13 protein-coding genes and 4 pseudogenes are annotated in these 18,986 nt (G+C 69.2%); 4 read left to right on the top strand and 13 right to left on the bottom strand.

Features of this window, described 5'->3' with window-relative positions:
- Positions 1-28: 28 nt before the first annotated feature.
- Positions 29-180: pseudogene (locus AC0B9F_RS10690) on the top strand (SAM-dependent methyltransferase); the annotation flags it as partial.
- Positions 181-427: 247 nt separating this feature from the next.
- Here the strand turns inward: AC0B9F_RS10690 and AC0B9F_RS10685 are convergent.
- From AC0B9F_RS10685 to AC0B9F_RS10670, 4 genes are all read right to left on the bottom strand, one after another.
- Complete coding sequence (locus AC0B9F_RS10685; protein WP_472000958.1) at positions 428-1,429, bottom strand: GNAT family N-acetyltransferase; 1,002 nt, start codon at positions 1,427-1,429, stop codon at positions 428-430.
- Positions 1,426-2,643: an MFS transporter gene (locus tag AC0B9F_RS10680; RefSeq protein WP_472000956.1), complete on the bottom strand. Its 1,218-nt coding sequence runs from the start codon at positions 2,641-2,643 to the stop codon at positions 1,426-1,428. Before AC0B9F_RS10680 ends, AC0B9F_RS10685 begins: the two co-directional genes overlap by 4 nt.
- Before the next feature lie 122 nt (positions 2,644-2,765).
- Positions 2,766-4,019 (bottom strand): ATP-grasp domain-containing protein, encoded by a 1,254-nt coding sequence (locus AC0B9F_RS10675; RefSeq protein WP_472000954.1) that lies wholly within the window; start codon positions 4,017-4,019, stop codon positions 2,766-2,768.
- Between the two features lies 1 nt (position 4,020).
- Positions 4,021-5,253, bottom strand: a complete 1,233-nt coding sequence (locus AC0B9F_RS10670; RefSeq protein ID WP_472000952.1) for an ATP-grasp domain-containing protein — start codon at positions 5,251-5,253, stop codon at positions 4,021-4,023.
- A gap of 295 nt (positions 5,254-5,548) precedes the next feature.
- Here AC0B9F_RS10670 and AC0B9F_RS10665 point away from each other — a divergent pair, with 295 nt between their 5' ends.
- Both AC0B9F_RS10665 and AC0B9F_RS10660 read left to right on the top strand, forming a co-directional pair.
- Positions 5,549-6,982, top strand: a complete 1,434-nt coding sequence (locus AC0B9F_RS10665) for a coproporphyrinogen-III oxidase family protein (RefSeq protein ID WP_472000950.1) — start codon at positions 5,549-5,551, stop codon at positions 6,980-6,982.
- Positions 6,979-8,073 carry a DUF1152 domain-containing protein gene (locus AC0B9F_RS10660; protein ID WP_472000948.1) on the top strand — a complete coding sequence of 365 codons (1,095 nt, stop codon included), beginning with the start codon at positions 6,979-6,981 and terminating at the stop codon, positions 8,071-8,073. The genes AC0B9F_RS10665 and AC0B9F_RS10660 overlap by 4 nt, the downstream gene beginning before the upstream one ends.
- Here AC0B9F_RS10660 and AC0B9F_RS10655 read toward each other — a convergent pair.
- The 5 genes and pseudogenes from AC0B9F_RS10655 to AC0B9F_RS10635 all read right to left on the bottom strand — a co-directional run bounded on the left by AC0B9F_RS10655 (position 7,980) and on the right by AC0B9F_RS10635 (position 11,616).
- A complete protein-coding gene (locus AC0B9F_RS10655; RefSeq protein ID WP_472000946.1) occupies positions 7,980-8,486 on the bottom strand; it encodes a dihydrofolate reductase family protein in 507 nt (168 codons plus the stop codon). The genes AC0B9F_RS10660 and AC0B9F_RS10655 overlap by 94 nt on opposite strands.
- A gap of 292 nt (positions 8,487-8,778) precedes the next feature.
- Positions 8,779-9,048, bottom strand: a complete 270-nt coding sequence (locus AC0B9F_RS10650) for an AMP-binding enzyme (RefSeq protein WP_472002103.1) — start codon at positions 9,046-9,048, stop codon at positions 8,779-8,781.
- Positions 9,049-9,272: 224 nt separating this feature from the next.
- Positions 9,273-9,845, bottom strand: a pseudogene (locus AC0B9F_RS10645) (hypothetical protein); the annotation flags it as partial.
- An 82-nt stretch (positions 9,846-9,927) separates the two neighbouring features.
- On the bottom strand, positions 9,928-10,497 hold the full coding sequence (locus tag AC0B9F_RS10640) for a GNAT family N-acetyltransferase (RefSeq protein WP_472000943.1): 570 nt from the start codon (positions 10,495-10,497) through the stop codon (positions 9,928-9,930).
- Between the two features lie 27 nt (positions 10,498-10,524).
- On the bottom strand, positions 10,525-11,616 hold the full coding sequence (locus AC0B9F_RS10635) for an IS630 family transposase (RefSeq protein WP_472000940.1): 1,092 nt from the start codon (positions 11,614-11,616) through the stop codon (positions 10,525-10,527).
- Between the two features lie 519 nt (positions 11,617-12,135).
- On the opposite strand from AC0B9F_RS10635, the gene AC0B9F_RS10630 reads away from it, so the two are divergent.
- Positions 12,136-12,657, top strand: a complete 522-nt coding sequence (locus AC0B9F_RS10630) for a hypothetical protein (RefSeq protein ID WP_472000938.1) — start codon at positions 12,136-12,138, stop codon at positions 12,655-12,657.
- Between the two features lie 114 nt (positions 12,658-12,771).
- Here AC0B9F_RS10630 and tpg read toward each other — a convergent pair.
- The 4 genes and pseudogenes from tpg to AC0B9F_RS10610 form a co-directional block, all read right to left on the bottom strand.
- Positions 12,772-13,370 (bottom strand): annotated as a pseudogene (gene tpg, locus AC0B9F_RS10625) (telomere-protecting terminal protein Tpg).
- A gap of 3 nt (positions 13,371-13,373) precedes the next feature.
- Positions 13,374-13,757: a hypothetical protein gene (locus tag AC0B9F_RS10620; protein ID WP_472000937.1), complete on the bottom strand. Its 384-nt coding sequence runs from the start codon at positions 13,755-13,757 to the stop codon at positions 13,374-13,376.
- A gap of 46 nt (positions 13,758-13,803) precedes the next feature.
- A pseudogene (gene tap, locus AC0B9F_RS10615) lies at positions 13,804-15,920 on the bottom strand (telomere-associated protein Tap).
- 104 nt (positions 15,921-16,024) lie between these two features.
- The gene (locus tag AC0B9F_RS10610; protein ID WP_472000935.1) at positions 16,025-18,415 is read right to left on the bottom strand and encodes a helicase associated domain-containing protein; all 2,391 of its coding nucleotides are present in this window, start codon (positions 18,413-18,415) and stop codon (positions 16,025-16,027) included.
- Positions 18,416-18,986: the final 571 nt, after the last annotated feature.

The following is an 18,986-nucleotide window of genomic DNA, read 5'->3' as shown; positions in this document are numbered from 1 at the left end:
CCACAACCTGCTCTCCCTCGCACTGTGCGAGACGCCCGACGACCCGGTGGGCTGGCTGGCCGGGCACGGCTGGGAGGCCGGCTGCCACACCCTGCGCGGATGCGCTACCGCCTACGGCCGCCCGATCAGCACCCGCCGCAGCGCGAGGAGCGGCCCGGCGGACTGATCTCGGCGGTCCGTCCGCCGCTAGAGCGCCTCCCGGTTCCCCAGGTGATCGACTGCAAGGCGGCCCGATGTGGGGAGCCAGGTGCGTGCGCCAGCCGGTCATGCGCGTACTGACCGTCCACGACCACGGAAGCCCGCCGGGCAACCGCCTGGCTGGACGGTGGCGTGGTCCACCGTCATCCCCCGTGGCCGGATCCTGGCCCGCCGGCTGTCCCGCCTCGGTCGGTAGCGGAGGAGGGAGCGTGTCGGATCGACCGCTCGCTCATGCACCCTCGATCGCCCAGAGCGGAGAAGTGACCGCTCCCCTGAGGGTTTTGGCGCGGAGGGACTCCATGCCGAGGTGGAGGGCGGTGGCGCCGTGGGCGTAGGCGTCCTCGATGGGGAGGTAGTAGACGAGGTTGAAGTACTCGTGGGCGCCTCGCAGTCGCGCGTAGTCGTAGCCGGTGGCGCGGAGCCAGTTGGTGCCGGCATGGCGGTAGAAGAGGCTGAAGGCCACCATGCGCCCTTCCGCATATGCGGCGCAGACCGTCCCGCTGTCGGCCATGCCGTCGGCCTGTTCGCGCAGCAGCCGGGCCATGTCGTCGGGTGCGGCCGGGTGGCCGTGGCGCTCCTGCAGCTGGGCGAGCAGTGCGCCGGCGGCGTCGGCGCACTCGGAGAGACGCAGGGTGCGCAACTCGTAGCCGGCTTCGGCGAATGCCCGGCGCTCGCGGCGGATGGTCACGCGACGCTTGGAAGGCAGGCCGGACAGGTAGTCGTCGAAGGTGCTGCCGGGCAGAGAGATGTGCGCGTCCTGGCCGAGCTGCGTGGGCTTGGTGCCGCAGGCGTCGGCCAGTTCGGAGGCCGCCGCGTCGGTGACGTACAGCCACCAGGGCTGTGCGTCGTGGGCCGTGGCGAGATTTCCCGCGGCCGCGACGAGCAGTTTCAGCGCCTCGCGCCGCCGGTCGGGCGTGAGGCGGGGATGGAGGAGGGGGGCGTTGAGATAGCCGCGGCGGGCTCCCGCGAGCACGGTCCTGGCCGGCGTGCGGTCGGGGAGGAGCTCGTGTACGCGGTACAGGGCATTGGGTTCGGCGTCGACCAGGTACAGCGGTGTGGCGGCGATCAGACAGTCGTCGTCGTGGACCAGTGCGTAGCGGACCTCGGCGGTGGGATCGTGCTGCTGGGCCGCGAGCCACTGGTGGGAGAGGTAGAACTCCGCCTGTGCGGTCAGGGCGTCCCACCGGTCGGCGGGAACGTCCGTGATGTCGTGTACGTGAGTGAGGATCACGGCAGAGGTTCCTCCCGGTCGGGTGGGGCGAGGGCGTGGGCTGCGGGGACGGCGAGCACGCTGAGGGAGGCGAGGAGCAGCCAGGGCAGGGCGGGCTGCCGGCTCAGGAGCGTGGTGAGGACGACGGGTGCCGTGGCGCCGCCGATGGACCAGGACAGCTGGAAGGCGGCCTGGTGACGCCCGTTGGCCTCGGCCGGGGCCAGGGCCACGGAGAGTTCGTTGAGCGCGGGAGAACTGAGGATCTCCGACAGGGTGAACAGCAGCATCGCCGCCATCAGAACTGTGGCCACGGCCCAGCCGGGCGCGCCCGTCAAGGCGAGCGGCGCGGCGAAGAGGGCGAAGGAGGCAGAGGCGACGAGGAACCCGCCCGCGATCGCACGCTGTGGACGGTGACGGGCCGATCGGCTGGTGACGACGGGGGTGAGGACGGCGACGGCGGCGGTGTTGACGACCAGGAGGACGCCGGGAATCCACGTGCCGGCGTGCAGGGTGTCGGTGACGTACACGGCGAGCAGGACCGGCGGCACCATCTGCGCGAGGACGAAGGCCAGGTTGGCCGTGACGAGCAGGAGATAGCGGCCGTCCCGCAGGACGGAGCCCCAGCTTCCCCGTCGGGCCGGCTGGTCACCGTCCTTCTGCGAGCCGGGCGGGTGGTGGCCTCGGACCGGCTTCCAGGTGAGGAACAGCAGCGCCGCGCACACGAACGTGCCGCCGTTCGCGGCGATGAGCACGTACAGGCTGTCCGGTCCGAACACAGCCAGGGCGACTGCGGAAACGGCGGCGCCGGCACCGATGCCGAGATTGCGCAGAGACGAGATGAACCCGAACCACAACCGCTCCTCGCCCGGCACGCAGGCCAGGGGGACCAGGTTGCGGGCGGCCGTCCAGTACAGGTTGATACCGGCCTGGACGACGAGGTAGGCGAGGCTGATCCGCCACGCGGAGCCGACCACGAGGAACACCGCGAACCCGGCGGCGGAGACGAGGTTGGCGACCGAGACGACGGCTTTCGCACCGAAGCGGTCCAGCAGGACGCCGCCGAGTGCGGGAGTGGGCAGCGCGAGAAGGTTGCCCACCGTGAGCGCCGCTCCGATCTCCGCGAGGGAGAGGCGGGTGGCGTGGATGAGGTAGACGACGGTGAAGGCGAACATGAGCCCGGTGCCGAGGCTGTCGACCGCGTGCGCGGCCACGAAGCGGCCCGCTCCGGTGAGCACGGGCAGTCCTGCCCGCGCCCGCAGCCCGCGGCGAGGGCCATCGCCGGGCAGGGCGCCGTGCAGTGCGTCGCGCCGTCGGCCGTCACGTCGACGTCGTGCCGATCGCCTGCCGGTGGGGACGCTCACTGGAACGCGGGGGTCAGGAGGCGGCGGATCTTGTCGAGCATGGGCTCCGCGATGAAGCCAGTCCGCGCGCACAGCTCGCTGAGATTCTTCACCGCGCGCTGCTCGTCGCCGGGTTCCACGGTGAAGGTGAGGATGCCGCCGTGGTCGTGCCCGTCGATGACGAGGTCGTGGCAGGTGACGAGGTCGACACAGGCGCGGAGTTCGGCGAGCAGCGCGGGCGTCGGGTTCGCCGTGAGGCACTCGATCGCGAATCGCTCGGCCGGAGCGTCGGCGCGAGTCGGCCATGCGCCGCGCAGGATGTCGAGGAGAGCGACGAAGGTGTTGAGTCCGCTGCCGGCGATGGACAGCGTGGTGGCGCCGCCGATCCTGGGGTTGATCTCCAGGACGTGGTAGACGCCGTCGGCGTAGATCATGTCGACGTTGACGGACCCCTCGACGCCGAGTGCCGCGCACAGCTCCACCAGGCGCTGCGCGGTGGGCCTGAAGTCGTCGTTCTGGGTGGGTTGGACGTACCGCAGGTCGTCGAAGGTGAATGAGGGAGGGCCTCCCGCGGTGCCGGTCCAGATGAGCGGCATGACGGTGTAGTGGCCTCCGGCGCCGACGATGTCGACGGAGCAGAGCCGCCCGCCGACGCACTTCTCGAGGACTGCGTGCGCCCTCGGCGGGGCGGCCAGGTAGCTGTCGATGGCGGCGGGATCGGGCAGAAACTCTATGCCCATGCTGGTGGAGTCCCACAGCGGCTTCGCCATGAGGGGATAGCCGAGGCTCTCGGCGGCGAGGCGGACGGCGTCCGGATAGGCCGGGACGGGCAGCGCCCGGTTGTTGAGGAGGTCGCTGTCCACCAGGACGGCGGGCGGGGTGCTGAGGCCGTGTGCGTGCAGGACCCGCTTGGTCTCCCACTTGTCGCACAGGACTCGCGTGGCGGCGAGAGGTGTCATGACGGTGCGGACGCCGAGGGCTTCGAGCTTGGTCTTGACGACGGCGTCACGCAGGGCGTTCTCGTCGGGCAGGGAGATCGCCACGGCGGCGTCGGCGCCCCAGGCGCGCACCCGCTCGACGAAGTCGTCCGGGGTCGCGGCAGGGGCGAGCCGCTCGCTCGTGCCCGGGAACAGATCGGGGCCGCAGTCTTGGCGGTTGGTGTGGAAGAGACGTGCCTCGGCGCCGAGTTGGGCCAGGACGGGGGCGACGCCGTGGATGTACGGGTCGGCGCGCCGGATGTCGGCGGACCGGAGGAAGGCGATGCGCAGCATGTCAGCTCACTTCTACGCGGGTGTGGGCGAGTACGCGAGCGGCGTCGGCGTTGACCTGCCCGGGAGTGGGGGCGGTGAACACCAGGTGTCCGATGCGGGCCGAGTTGTCGTGGGCGCTGCCGACGGCGGCGCCGGGAGCGGTGGTCAGGTGCTGGTCGACCAGGCCGTCGTGCCGGCCGGTGATGGTCACCCCGCGGAAGGTGCCCGCGCGTGGGGGAGTGAGGAACCGGATCGCGCACGCCCCCTCACGGGGCGCGGGGACGTCCGGCTTTTCGTCGAGAACGGCCTGCAGATAGGCCCGGGCCTCGTCGATGCCGGAGGCTCGGCGTACGACCTCCACCAGGTGGTCACCGGGGAGGCGGGCGCCCACCTCGATGACGACGGGGCCCGCCTCGGGTGAGATCTTGACCTCGGTGTGGGCGACGCCGTTGCGGATACCGAGTGCTTTCAGGGCTCGTTCGGCCGCTGTCCGCACCGCCACGAGGTCTCCGTGCCGCACAGTGGCGGGGCACGTGTGTCCGGTCTCGGCGCGGTAGGAGCCGCCGGTCGTGTGCTTCTCGACCAGGGGCAGGTGGAAGTACTCGTCGCGCCAGACCACGGTGTCCAGGCTGAACTCGGGCCCGCCGACGTATTCCTGGACGACGACACGCTGATCCATGGGCAGGCCGTGCGGGGCGGCGATCGGCCAGGACTGGGCATGCTGTACGGCGCTGTCGAGTCGTTCGGGACTCTCGACCACGCTGACACCCCAGGAACCGCCCTGCTCGGAGGGTTTGACGACGACCGGGAATCCGATGCCGGCCCGAGCGAGGGCATGTGCAGCCTGCCCGGCCGTATCCACGATGACCGTTCGGGGCGCCGGTACCTGGCCCGCAGTGAACGCCTGGGCCATCTCCGCCTTGTTCCGGCACGCCTGGGCGAGCCCGGGGTCGTTGCCGGGCAGCCCCAGGCGCCGGGCCACGTGGGCGACGAGCGGGGTGAAGAACTCCCAGCAGCCGGCCACCGCGTCGATTCCCGTCGCCTCGGCGAACGCGGTCAGGTCGGCCAGCGCCCGGTCCGGGTCGGTGAGGTCGGTGAACACCGTGCCGTGGATCTTGTCTCGCAGAGCGGCGGGGTAACTCCCGTAGACGTCTTCGTGGGTGGCGACGAAGACGTGCGCGCCGAGTGAACGGACGGCGTCCAGCACATAGGGACCGGAGTTTGCGAGCGCTTCGATCAGCAGGATCCTCTTCACGCCGCGCAGTAGACACGCTGCCGCAGGGCCAGTGCCATGAACGTAACAACCAGAGCAGAAGGGCGATTTCACGACAACGGTTGGAGGAAGCTCCAGTGGTTCGGCCGCGGCCGTGATCCTAAAGACCCGCCGGTGCGGACGGGACCCTTCCGCGGAAGTTCGGACCATCGCACAGCGAAGAGCGCTTTCAGCCGGACGGGGTTTCGTCGGTACCGGGCCTGGGTCCCTGCAGCGATTCGCGGATTGACTCTCGGACGACCCACCCGTCATACCCGCACGAGAGGGGCAACTCCGCGTGACCGGCTACGCCGCACAGATCACCGACTACATCCGTCAGGGCGTCATCCCGCCGTACAACTACTCCTACCCCTCGCGCTCCACCTACCGGCCCCTCGACGGTTCCTGGACCGTCGAGGACGCCTGGAAGCAGGACCTGAGCCTGTATCAGGTGCCCGAGCTCAACCTGTACCTGCACGTGCCGTTCTGTCGTTACAAGTGCGGCTTCTGCAACCTGTACACCATCATCAGCGAGGACACGGACGTCTACACGGCGTACATGGACGCGCTGTGCACCCAACTGCGCGACCACGCCGACATCATCCGCGCCCGCCGGCTGCGCACCGTCTACATCGGCGGCGGAACCCCCAGCCTGCTGTCTCTGCGCCACTTCGAGCAGTTGTTCAGCACGCTGGACGAGGTGTACCCCAACTGGCGCTCCACCGTGGAGGAAGTGGCCATCGAGGCCACACCGGACTCGATCGTCAACGAGCCCGCCACCCTCGAAGGACTGTTGCAACTGGGTCTGACCCGCGCCAACATCGGGATCCAGTCCCTCGTGCCGAAGGAGATCCGTGAGGCCGGCCGCGGCCAGGCGGGCGAGCAGGTCATCCGCAAGGCCATCGAGATCGCCCACGACAAGGGTCTGCCGGACCTGTCGACCGACCTCATCATGGGCTTCGCCGGTCAGACCGACGAGACCTGGCGGACGTCCGTCGACGAACTCGCGAAACTCAACCCGTCCACGATCAGCACGTACTTCCTCACCGTGCGACCCGATGCCTGGTTCTCCAAGACCGGCTCCTACCAGTACGCGCAGTCGCCGAACCTGTACGAGCGCTACGACTACGCCCGTCAGGTCTTCACCGGCCACGGCTACGTCCAGGAAGGCTCCGTCCGCTACAAGAGGCTCGGCCGCGGCGGCTACAAGCAGAAGGTGCTGACCTTCCACGGTGTGCCCCTGCTCGGACTCGGCGTCGGCGCCCGCTCCTACACGGGCGTCCTCGACTACATGGTGGGCTCCGTCAAACCGTCCATGTCCGAAGTCGCCGACTACATCACCAAGGCCAACGCCCACGCGCTGCAGCCCGTCACCGGCTTCGCCCTCGACGACGAGGAGATCATCCGCAAGCGCCTCGTCCTGGACACCTTCGACCTGGACCTCAGCGAACTGGACCGCTTCGGCTACCAGGACAAGGCCCATCTGTTCGAGCCGATCCTGGACGCCGCCGAGGAGACCGGACTCCTCCGCCGCTTCGGCCGCCGCGTCCAGCTCACTCCCGACGGCTTCAAGTACCGCGACATCCTGTCCTGGATGTTCTTCTCCGACACCGTCGTCAAGCTTGACCGCGAGTACTACGAGCGTCTGCACGAACAGAACAAGCGAGCCCGCAAGCACATGGGTACCCCGATAGGCATCTCGGGCATCCGCACCGCGCAGGCCGCTTCGTGACCGAACTGCTCCTCGCGGCCGGTGGTGGCGGTGACCCGGTCGGCGCCGCCCTGATCCACGCCGGTCTGGGCGGTGGGCCCGACGCCGTCGTCCTCACGTACGGCTGGGAGCGCCTCGGCGTGGACCCGGTTCCGGGCCCCGCAGCCCCGCACGACTTCGCCGGCCTCGACCACGACACCCTGCCGGTGCCGCTCATCACCGCCGGCACCGAACCCGTCGCACCGCGCGGATCCACCCTGCCGCGACTCGCGGGTCACCTGCCGACCAGGCTCGCGCTCCTCGACCCCTACGCCGGCGTCGAAGGCCTCGCCGACCAGATCGGGCGAACCGCCCGCGCACTCGGCGTCGACCACATCGTCGTTGTCGACGTGGGCGGCGACATCCTCGCCCACGGCGACGAACCCACCCTCGCCAGCCCCCTGCTCGACGCGCTCGCGCTCGCGGCCTGCCACCTGACGGGGATCGGCACCACCGTCCACGTCGCCGGACCCGGCCTCGACGGAGAGATACCCGAAGCGACCCTGCTCACCCGCCTCACCGGCAACGGCACCGCGCTGAACCCCGACCTCCCTGCCTGGGCGGCGGACGTCTTCCGCTGGCACCCGTCCGAGGCCAGCGCCCTCATCACCGCAGCCGCCACCGGGCTGCGCGGCCCCTGCCTCACACGGCAGGACGCCGGCCCGATCCCGCTCACCGACCACAGCGGCCGCGTCTGGGACCTGCCACTCGTCCAGGCCCTCGCCCACAACCGCCTCGCCCAGGGCCTGCTGGACACCCGCCCCGACACCCTGGCCGACGCGGAAACCGTCAGCATGAAGCTGTGCGGATTCAGCGAGTACGAACGCGAGCGCGGCCGGGCCGTCCGCCGCACCGGCGCACGCGACGTCATCAACGACGAAACCTTCCTGGGCGAACTGGACGCCTGGCTCCGCCTCCAGCGCGTCGGCCACCCCGGCGCCCGGTACGCGAGCGTCCGCTGCGCCGTGGAGTCCCTGGGCTACGACTGGCGTCTGACCGAACACGCCCGCGACCTGCTGACCCGGCACCACCCCGGCCTCGACGCGTTCCCCCTCCTGTCGCTGACGAACTGACCGACGCGAGCACGCGCGGGGGCGGCGTCCGACAACAGGCGTCGCCCTCCGGCAGTTGTCGTGCGCGGGCAAGCGGGCCCGGAGACGGGGGGCCGAGGGGCGAGGGCTTGTCGGGCTCGGTTCAGCGGAGGCGGTCGTAGAACCAGCGCAAGCGTGCCGTCCTTGCCTTCGGTCTGGCTGACGAGTGTCCACTTGCTGGTGGGCAGGCCGTCGACGAAGAGGCGCGGGCCGCCGCCGAGAAGCATGGGAAAGACGGTGAGGGCCAGCCGATCGATCTTGTCGGCTGCGAGCAGGGCTTTGATGACGCTTCCGGCCGGCAATTGGTCTCCTCCACCATCACCCGTGAAGGTGACGGCCTCTTGGTGGATTACTCCGTTCGAGTGACCGCAACGATCCCTGAGACAGCCCGCCACCAGCGATTTCCTGTGTAGGGCGAGTCACTGGCCTGCGCAGCGCGTGGTGTGCCCGAGCCGCCGCTCGGGGTTAGCCAAACAGCCGCCCGCGCTCCCAGTTACGCCCGGAGGCTCACTGTGCAGTTGTCCCCCCCCCCGCCTCCTCTGCTCAGGCGGACCCAGTGCAAGGCCGGCCCGCGTTGGCCCGCCGAGGGCGCCGGGAAGGTTATGAGCGGGGCCGGAAGGGGCCGCGGCAGGGGCTCCGTGACCTGGCACGGTGGCGGTGGCAATGTGCTTGCCGATGGTCGCGTGGCTACGTCCGGGAGTCCGATTCGGTGGCAAGGAGGTTCCGCAGCTGCGCTTTGTCGGGTTTTCCGGCAGAGGTGAGCGGGATCGCGGGCAGGAGGTGCACCGCGTCCGGGGCATAGATGCAGCCGTTGTGGTCGGTGACGAAGGAACGCAGCTCGGACAGGTCGGGGGCCGTGTGGCCGGGGGTGGGGACCACGGCGGCGTGGACGTGTTCGGTGGCGTCCCCATCGCGTACGGCGAAGACTGCGCAGTGGGCGACGGCGGGGTGGGCCAGCAGCAGTTCTCCACTTCGCTGGGGTAGACATGCCCGCCCGGCGTGATGATCATTTCTTTGCGGCGGTCGATCAGGAAGAGGCAGCCGTCGGCGTCGAGGTAGCCGACGTCTCCGGTGTGCACCCAGCCGTCGCGCAGCACCTCGGCGGTGTCCTCGGGCTGCTTCCAGTAGCCGCGCATGACGCCTGGGGTGCGGGCGCAGACCTCGCCGTTGTGGCCCGGTGGCAGCTCGCGACCGCTTTCGTCGCGGATAGTGATCTGGACGCCGGGCATCGGGCGGCCGACCGTGATCTGCCCGTCGCGGCCGGTCACACCGTGTTCCTGCGGGCTGACCTCGGTCAGCGCCAGCGTCTCCATCTGCCCGTACCACCCGTGCAGTACGGGCCCGAAGGCGACGGCCGCCTGCCGCAGTCGCCTGAGGGAGGCCGGGGCAGCCGCGGTAGACGACGCGGCGCAGTGAGGAGAGGTCCGTGGCAGCCAGGGCGGGATGGTCCAGCAGCTGGTAGAACAGCGGGGGCAGCAGCAACAGGTCGGTGATGTGCTCGCGTTCGATCGCGGCCAGGACCTCGCCCGGCTCGAAGGTGCGCTGCAGCACGACCGAGCCGCCCTGCAGCAGCGCCTGGCGTGCAGATGCCCGCCAGGCGTCCAGCGTGGTGCAGGTTGAACGGGAGGAGCTGCCTGCCGCTGCCCTTCGGCCCGGCCGGGGGCACGCTGGGAGACGTGGGCAGCGCGCCGATCGTCGTGCACCGGCCCTCTCTCTCGGGCAGCCGGAGAGTCACTGTGCGCAGGCACGGACATGACGAGATCCTCTGAACCGCCTACCGCGACCACGACCTGGTCGTGTTCCTCGAGGGCGCCGGCGTCGCCGACCCCGAGGGGCTCAACTGCCTGATTGACCGCCAATGTCCGCGGCCAGCGCGGCGTAGATGTACTCGCTGCCCCAGCGATCCCCGTCGAGGTCGTTCTCGACCAGGTGCGCCTCCCGGCGCATCCCGAGGCGCTCACAGACCCGCACAGACCCGGTGTTCTCCACATCCAGCCGTGCGTAGAGCCGGTGCACGCCCAGCGTGTCGAAGGCAAACCCGGCCAACGCCGCGGCCGCCTCGGTCGCGTAGCCGTGCCCCTGGTGACGTGGGTCGAGAGTCCAGCCGATCTCGGCCTGGGCGGCGCGGGCATCAGCCAGGGCGAGGCTCACCTCGCCAAGGATGCCGGGCTCATCGCGTCGGCAGACGGCGAGCGCCAGCTTGTCCCCGTCGGCGCGCCAGGCCATCTGCGCCGCGCGCTCGGCGGCAACCTGCTCGCTGCGCTCACGCGTGTGCGCCGGCCGGTACAAGTAGCGCGCCACGCTCGGCAGGCTCTGGTAGGCGTACAGGTCGTCGGCGTCGCCGGGAGTGAACAGACGCAGCGACAACCGGGCCGTGGTCAACGGCAGCAGCGAGGCGACGTCCATGCGGACCTCCGAGATGCGGATGTGGATCTAGTGACCTGAGTCGGAGATTCGTCGGCAGTAGGCGGCTACTTTGTCGGGGATCTCGTCGGCGGTTTTCGTCCAGATGAACGGCCTGGGGTGTTCGTTCCAGTCGGCGAGCCAGCTGCGGATGTCCCGTTCCAGGGCTTGGACGGAGCGGTGGACGCCTCGCTTGAGCTTCTTGTGCGTGAGCTCGGCGAACCACCGCTCCACCAGGTTCAGCCAGGACGAACTCGTCGGTGTGAAGTGGAGATGGAAGCGCGGGTGCGCCAGCAGCCACTGCTTGATGGCGGGCGTCTTGTGAGTGACGTAGTTGTCCAGGATCAGATGGACATCGAGGTCGGCGGGTACCTCCTTGTCGAGCTTCGTCAGGAACTTCTTGAACTCGACGGCTCGGTGGCGCCGGTGCAGGGAGCCGATCACCTTGCCAGTGGCGACTTCCAGTGCGGCGAACAGGGTGGTGGTGCCGGCGCGGACGTAGTCGTGACTGCGGCGTTCGGGAACGCCGGGCACCATCGGCAGCACGGGCTGGGACCGGTCGAGAGCCTGGATCTGCGACTTCTCGTCCACGCAGAGGACCAGCGCCTTCTCCGGCGGGTCGAGATACAGGCCCACCACGTCGCGGACCTTGTCGATGAACAGCGGATCCGTGGACAGCTTGAACGTCTGCGACCGGTGCGGCGCCAGTGCGAACGCCCGCCAGATCCGCGAGATCGCGGACTGCGACATGCCCGTGGCCGCAGCCATCGACCTCGTCGACCAGTGGGTCGCGTTCTTCGGCTTCTCCTCCAGCGTCTTGACGATGACCCGCTCGACGTCCGCGTCGGTGATCTTCCGCGGGACACCGGGCCGCGGCTCGTCGGACAGGCCGTCCAGGCCCCGTTCGAGGAAACGCCGCCGCCAGGTGCGGACCGTGTCCGGAGTGACCCGCAGCCGGCGCGACACCTCCATGATCGAGTGCCCGTCGGCGCACTCCAGCACGATCCGCGACCGCTGGGCCAGCGCCTGAGCCGTCGTGCGGCGACGCACCCAGCCCTCCAGCACCGCCCGCTGGGCATCGGTCACCGACAACGGCGGAATCTTCGGACCCGGACGACTCATACCGAACCAACGACGAATCTCCGACTCAGGTCACTAGGTGCGGACTGATTTTCGCATCACGACTGCCCGGCAGCCACGCCTTTTCAACAGCAACGCCCGACAGCCCCACTCCACCAAGAGGCGCGGCATTCCAGGAGTTGTTTAGTGACCCACGCTCCTAGAGGTCACCGCCCAACTTCAGCGGCAAAAAGCCCCCGCTGAGTCACTGTGTGCGCATGGGGCCGGGGGTGCGGATGCTGTGTCGATGCGGAGCGAGCCTGCGCGCAAAGCTCGCCACATCGGCCACCATCTGAAGTGCTCAGTCACAAATGAGCCGAAGCAGGGTAGGTGTCACCTCACGCGAGCACAGGTCTGCGGCTTTGTGGCCGTGAGGCACCGCAGTTGTCATCAGATCAGCGCGCTACTTGGCACTGGCAGCGTGGGAAGCAGGGTTGCTGTCGCCTCCGACCGCGCACGCTCCCTGGTTACGGGGGTCAGCCACCTGGCGCTACCGTCCCGGGATGGCCCAGTCTGGCACGCATGGATTGGTTGCCACTGCTCTCCACTCTGACCGGGGCCGCGATCGGCATCGTCGCCACTCTCATCGCCGATCGGAACCGATGGAAGCACGAGGATGTCAAAGAAGCCCTTCGACTGCGGCTCGGCATCTACACGCAGTACACCACCACCGTGAAGGTCCTCGGTGAGACTCTGCGAGCCTTGGCCGAGCGAGAGCACCCCTCCGACGACGAGCGGGCGCTTGCGCTGCGCGAGGCCTTTCGGGATTCAGGCATAGGTATCGCATCAGAACGGATGTGGCTTATCGCGCCCCAACCCGTCGTCAAGGCCTCCAACAGCGTGTTCCGCTGCCTGCGACGCATCTGCGACGGCTACATCGACGGCACTGCCGTCGGCAGTCCAGAGGATCGCGCCCGCTGGGAGGCGCGCGGCAAAGCAGCCGCCAAGATGCGCAAGCTCATGCGTGAAGACCTCGGCGTCGGCCCACTCACCGAACGCCACAGCCCCCTTCTCGACGACTACAGCAACCCCGCCGCGCAGTGATCGTGACACCTCCCACCACCGCACCTGCTGACCTTGATGACAACAAGCCCGCCTATGTGACAACTGTCGCGCTTCGGCTCAACAAGCAGGTGCCGGCCTGCGGCCGGCGTCAGGTTAGTAATCGAGGTCGAGGTAGTCGATGTCGGTGATTTCGACGTCGGTGAGTCCGGTGGCGCGGTTTCCGTTGTCTTGGAAGTAGAGCTGCTCGGCGAGGTGGAGCTCGTCGGCCGCAGTGTCGGAGATGTCTTTGAATCCGTCGGCGATGATTTGGCGTAGTTGTTGGTCGCTGGCTCCAGCCTGGCGGGCGTGGAAGAGGCGCCTGGCGTAGGTGGGGGGAGGTGGATGGTGAGGCGGCGGAAGCGTCCGTCGTCGGTGGTGCCGATGGGTGCGGTGTAGCCGAACCGGGCCCGGGTTTCCACGGTGATCCCGCGCGTGGTCGTGGCTTGCTTCTGTCGGCGTTTGCGGACCTGTGGCTGCCAGCGGGCTCGTACGGCGGAGTCAATCCGGTCCGCGATCGCCTTGGCCGGGTGCTTGCGTTCGCCCTTGCGGTAACGCTCCACCGACCGCTGGCTGACCCCGAGTTCTGCCGCGACAGCCCGGGTCGTCTTGAGCTGCTTGATCAGGTAGTTGATCTGGCCCTTCAGCGTCTTGGGCGGCTGACGGGTGAACGCTTCGCGGTCGGCGCGCTCGATCGCATCGTTGATCTCGTTCACGGCTTAGCTTCCGTCGTAATCGTCGTCGCGGTGGGATGGGTCGTGAACGGGGCGGGCGTCTTTGGCCGCGTCGAGGTTCATGGCCAGGCGCTCGGCGACGCCGTCGCCCTGCGGCTCGAGGTAGTCCAGCGCGCGCAGCTCTGCGACGGCCTTGCGGAACGCCTCTCGTCCTTCGGCGGCCAGCCGCTCGTCGCGGGTCAGCGAAGACAGCTGGTGCATCAGGGGCCGGTCGTCGTCGGTGTATCCGGTGGCGAGTTCGGCCAGGACACCGCGGGCGCGCCAGGTCAGGCGCATGTCGCGCATCGCCCGGGCAAACAGGCTCGGGTCGTGGCCCGGCGGGCGGGTAGGCAGTGCCCATCGAGGGCGGATGCTGCTGGTGGAGGTCATCGGTGCGGTCTTTCGCGTGGAGTGGCGGGACAGACAGGGTGGGGCGTTACTCGCCTTCGTCGTGGACGGCGTCGCCGCCTTTGATGTGGCGGGCGGGGTTGTACCCCTTCTCCATGACGTCGACCGCCCACAACATCGTCTGGACGCCTTCGAGCTTGGCCAGGCCTGGGGTGGGCCCGAGGCGGAAGCCGCCGGGCTGGGGCTTGCCGGAGGCGGCGTAGGGCAGGAAGTCGAGCGGGCTATCACCGGGGCTGGGGTAGACGACGCAGTCGGAGAGCACGGCTAGTGGGTACAGACCCGTCATCGTGGCCATGTTGCGCATCTTGCGGTGCATGTTGACCCGGGCTTTGGAGATGACGGCTGCGCGGATGTCGGGGCGCCAGGTCGGCCGTTGCAGGGCCGGCCACCGTTCGACTTCCTTGTAGTGCTTGCCCTGGGGGCGTTCGCGCAGTTTGCCGATGCCGCCTTTGACGGTGGCCTTGATGGCGGCGAGGACGGCCGCCAGGGCGGGGTCGGCGTCCTTGTGCCGCTCCATCGCCGCAAGGAAGGCCCGGTCGTCCAGGTCCCGGGTGACGCCGAGCTCGGCGAGGGTGTCGACGTAGGCGTTCTTCAACCGGTCGTGCCACGGGTCCAGGTATGCGCCGGTCTCGCGGCGCAGGTACGCCTCCAACGGCTGGACGTTGTGGCCGAGTTCCTGGGCGTGGGCGACGGTGTGGGTCTGGTACCAGGCGGGTCCTGTCGGCCGGGTGCCGTCCGGGGTGAAGGGCGAGGGCAGGCGCGGGTCCACCTCGACGTGGGACAGGTTGACCAGCCAGCTCCCGGGGATCTTCGGGTTGAACGTCGGGGTGTGGAAATGCTCGGGGCTCGGACAGTCCGACGACCAGGCGGGCGGCGGCGGCGAGGAAGGCGGTGTTGAGGTCCAGGCCGACCGCGTACGGCAGCGTGCACTCCTCATCGGTGAGCAGGTCGACGTCCCGCACCCACTGGTAGGCCTCCTCGTTCAGGAACCCTCCGCTCCAGCCGGAGTCCACGACCACAGGATGCTCGGGCGTGGCCTCCGGCGGGGCAGGGTCCATCGGCTCCGTCCCGAGCGATCCGGGATTGTGGCCGGGCACCCAGTTGCCGGTGGTGGGGTCCTGCACCGCGCGTGTGGGCGGCCGCAGCGCCGTCATCAGCTCAAGGCCCGATACGGCTGTCGAGCCGCGCGGTGATGACGCGGGTGGCGTAGACGCCGAGGACGCGGGCGATGTCGGCCGGCTCCATCTCCGCAACCCCCGGCCACGCCCGCTCATCGAGGGCGTCCAAGGACAGGACCGCCAACTGCACGCACTGCCGCCGGGTGCCGGTGGCCTTGCGGTAGATCCTTGCCCAGGGGCCGAACCCGCGCTGGGTGAGCCGCCACTTCGCTTTCACCACCTGCTCGACCACCGGGTGGTCCTCGGCCAGGCGCAGGGAGCGGCGCTGCTCGTGGCCTTCCAGGCGCTCGGGGAGGCCGAGTTTCACGGCGGCCGCGGCGGTGGGGACGATCAGCGGGTCGCTGTCTTTGCCGTGGTGGTTGAGCTTCGGTGCTCCGAGGCCGGACTTGCGCAGTGTCCACTCCACCAGCTCCACCACCGTGGTGGCGGGGCAGTCGAGCACGATCCCGTCCGTGCCGTAGGCGGTGCCGTCGCCGTCCAGGACCGTGAGGGGCTCGTGTGGGAAGCGGGGGTCGGCTGCGGGCTGCGCCGCCTGCTTCGTGGCCGGGCGCCGCGATGTGGCGGGGGGCCGGGGCGCGGGGTGTGCCGGCGCCGCGGCGGGGGCGGTGGGAGCCTGTGGGGCGTGTGCCGTCTTCATTTTGGACGCGGCCGGTTCGGTAGACGCCGCGGGCGCTGTCGAGGCAACCGAGGCAACCGAGGCTGCCGGAGCTGCGGCTGTGCCGGGGGCGGGGTTCTTCGCCGCCTATCCGTTCAGCAGCCGCTGGTATGCGTCCAGGCGCGGTGATTTCGGCTCGCTGCGGCCGTTCTCCCAGTTCTTCACCGACTGGGTGGTGGTCTTCAGCGCGGTGGCGAGGCGGGCCTGGGTGGTGCCGGCGGCCTCCCGCAGCCGGGCACGCTCCGCCGGAGGCGGCAGGTGCGGCTCCTCGTTCAGCAGAGCGTCGACGGACGCGAGCAGCTCCTTCCTCAGGTGCCATGACCCTGCACCCTCACTCCAGGCAATCCTTAGCAATCCTTTAACCACAAACTTACCCCACTCCTTACCCATCCTTAACCATAAACTTATCCCATTTCTTATCCTTTCAGGGCCCATTCCACCCCCAGCGCGGCCAGTGTGGCGAGTTTGTCTGCGGTGAGTTTCCCGCGGCGGCCTTTCTGGTTCATGATCCACACGCCGAGCCGGACTTCGGTTCCGTCCGGCAGCTGCTCTACATGGGCCCTGGGCACCCGCAGGTGCCCCTCGCGGGTCTTGTACTGCGTGAGGGCCGCAACACCCCGCTCGAAGGCCCCCACGGGCGCCGTGGACGGCCCCGGGGGCTCCTGCGGCTGCGGGCCCAGCGCCACCATGCCGAGCTGCTCCAGGCGCTCGCGCTGCCCGTCGGTCAGGGCCTGCCAGACCTTCGGCGTCTGCTGCCGGGCCAGCCACTTCCCGATGTCCATGCCGTGCACGGTGACGCCTGGCGTGACGACCGAGGGGTCACTCTCCTCGCGCACCAGCTCGCGCAGTGCGGCGTAGTGGCGCTGCCAGCCGGCCGGCCAGGCGGGGTTCCAGTCCGGATCGATCGTCTCCAGCGCGCTCTTCCACTCGGGGTGACCGTCCAGCGCACCGGGGCGGCGCAGGTTGCTCAACCACTGTCCTACCGGCCTGTCCAGGGCCACTGCCGACCTCGGAGCACACAGGGACCAGTGCTGGTCGTAGTACGCCTTCGCGGCTTCCAGGTTCTCCTGGAACCGCTCATCCGCCAGGGACCACACCATGCCGAGCTTCTCCAGCCGTGCTGCGCGCCGGCCGGTCATCTGCCCTGCCCCGTACGCCCGTCGCTGTTCTGCCACCCACTGTCCGAGGGGAGTCGCGCCCTCTCGGTGTCCGTAGGGGACTCGGGCGTGCCCGACGCGCTCAGTGAATTTCTTGAGGGCCGCCCACCCGCGTGCCCAGTCCTGGCGTTCGGTGTCGATCACGTTGAAGGACACCCAGTTTGCGACCATGACCGGGTCACGCGGAACGGCAAAACGAAGCAGCAGGCGGCTTTCTTCCTCGCCTTCATCGGGCGCCACGCCAATGCTCACGGACGGCTGCGCCACGTCCTTCTGCGGTTCTTGCGGGATCGCCAGCAGTTCGACGACCTCTTCATCGTGAGCCCGCAGACCCTCAAGAACCTTCACCAAGGGCCGGTACGATCCCGAGGTGAACATGTCCTCCGGCTTTTCTCCGGGCTGGAGGAATACCGGCACGATCAAAGAGGCAAGCTTGCCCTCTCCCGGCTTCTGGCGCAAAGCCCGGCCGATCGCCTGGACGATGTCATGCGGAGCGCCCTTGGGGTCCAACAGGGCGACGCTGTCCACCTCTCTGATGTCGACACCCTCGCCCAGGACCCGGCAGTTCGAAAGCACCGCGCGCCGCGCCGTGGACCCAAAGCCACCCAAGACGTCCCGCCGCCGCTCCGGCGCATGCTCGCCACACAGCCAGTTCGCCCAGATCCTCGCCGGATACCTCTCCGGCTGATCCGCGTGCATCCTGGCCGCCACACGCTCAAGACCCTCCGCGTACGCCTGCGCCTCCATCGTCCGATGGTGGAAGGTGATGCACGTCGACAGACTGTGCTGCGCCATGGTGTGCAGCAACGCGGCCTGCAGGGCTCCTAGGCGCTGCCCGCGGACCTCTTCGGTGTATCGGTCCTCGCCATAGAGCCGCTCGGGGGTCAGGACGGGGTCCTTCAGCTCCAGGACGATGATCTGGTACCGCGCCAGCAACCCGCGCGACACAGCCGACGCCAGCGAGAGCTTGTACAGAACGGGCCCGAAGACCTTCTCGTCGTCCATGCTTGCCGCCATCTCCCGCGGCAGCGGATCGCGCACCCCTTCGGCGACCTCCCGCTTCAGCCGCTCCTCCCAGATCCGCGGCGTGGCTGTCAGGTACAGCCGCCGGTACGCCGGGATGACGCTCTGGTCGTGGACGCCCGCCCACGCCTTACCCATCGACCCCGACGTCCGGTGCGCCTCATCCACCACCGCGAGGTCCACTGGGGCCAGTTGCTGTCCGTAGGCGCCCTCGAACGCCTCCGCCAGCACCCCCAGCGACGCGTACGTCGCATACACGGTCACCGGCCCCGTCCCGTGCCACAACGCCAACTGCACCGGGTTCGTGGTGGAACGCACCCCCAGGCTCCACAGCTCCGGATCGTCCTGCAGCGAACACACCGCAACCGCCGGCCCCCGGTGCCCCACCTCATGCCACGCCTTCACCGTCTGCGCCAGCAGGTCCAGAGTCGGCACCAGCACGAGAATCCGGCCCCTGGACACGAGCCGCTTAGCCGACGCGGCGGCGATAATCGTCTTCCCCGCGCCGCACGCAGCGTGCACCTGCCCACGCAGACCATTCCACGGAATACCACCCGGCGGGACATCCAAGCCGCGCACAATGGCGGCAACGGCCTCGACCTGATGGTCACGCAGTGTCACGGCCATGCCCCGTGCTCTCCTTTTTCGCGGAATGCGGCACGTAATAGAAAGGGAATCCCAGCGCGAGGCGCGCGCAGCGCTGAGGGTGTGGCGCCCAGTTCCAAACTCTACACAGTGACAGTCCATGATGCATCACTCCCACCAACGTCGCTCCCCAGGGTGATACGCGACTCAATCCCATCGCGGACGACCGGTTGGGCCAGTGCTGGCGGGGTATTGGCGAGGATTGCCCGGGCCAGCTTCAAGATGAGGGAGGGGTTCGGGTGGAGCCCAGCGGAGCCCGTCACTGCGTGGGGACTGACACGCCATCAGACCAACAGACCGTCACATCCGGCGGAGAGGTGGTGACTAGGAATCCCAAACCCTACACAGTCCCGCACGCGATGCACTGCCCTTGCAGCCAGCCCAGCGACCGCGCTTGCGCGGTCGCCTCCAATTCGCGCTTGCGCGAATTGCCCCGCCCTTTCAAATTCCGCTTGCGGAATTCCATTCCCGCGCTTGCGCGGGAATTTCGCGGCGCGCTTGCGCGCCGCGTTCTCTATGCCCCGGCAAGCCGGGGCATATCCCGCTCCGCGGG

This window comes from Streptomyces sp. NPDC097129 (assembly GCF_055668065.1).
Note: the sequence above shows the minus strand (reverse complement) of the source record. Positions and strands in the feature narration are given on the sequence as shown.

What these genes read in the sequence shown, in the direction of transcription:
- AC0B9F_RS10675 (WP_472000954.1), bottom strand. Translation starts at nt 4,019, where the DNA reads ATGCTGCGCATCGCCTTCCTCCGGTCCGCCGACATCCGGCGCGCCGAC.
- AC0B9F_RS10640 (WP_472000943.1), bottom strand. Translation starts at nt 10,497, where the DNA reads ATGGACGTCGCCTCGCTGCTGCCGTTGACCACGGCCCGGTTGTCGCTG.
- AC0B9F_RS10635 (WP_472000940.1), bottom strand. Translation starts at nt 11,616, where the DNA reads ATGAGTCGTCCGGGTCCGAAGATTCCGCCGTTGTCGGTGACCGATGCC.
- AC0B9F_RS10630 (WP_472000938.1), top strand. Translation starts at nt 12,136, where the DNA reads ATGGATTGGTTGCCACTGCTCTCCACTCTGACCGGGGCCGCGATCGGC.
- AC0B9F_RS10620 (WP_472000937.1), bottom strand. Translation starts at nt 13,757, where the DNA reads ATGACCTCCACCAGCAGCATCCGCCCTCGATGGGCACTGCCTACCCGC.
- AC0B9F_RS10610 (WP_472000935.1), bottom strand. Translation starts at nt 18,415, where the DNA reads ATGGCCGTGACACTGCGTGACCATCAGGTCGAGGCCGTTGCCGCCATT.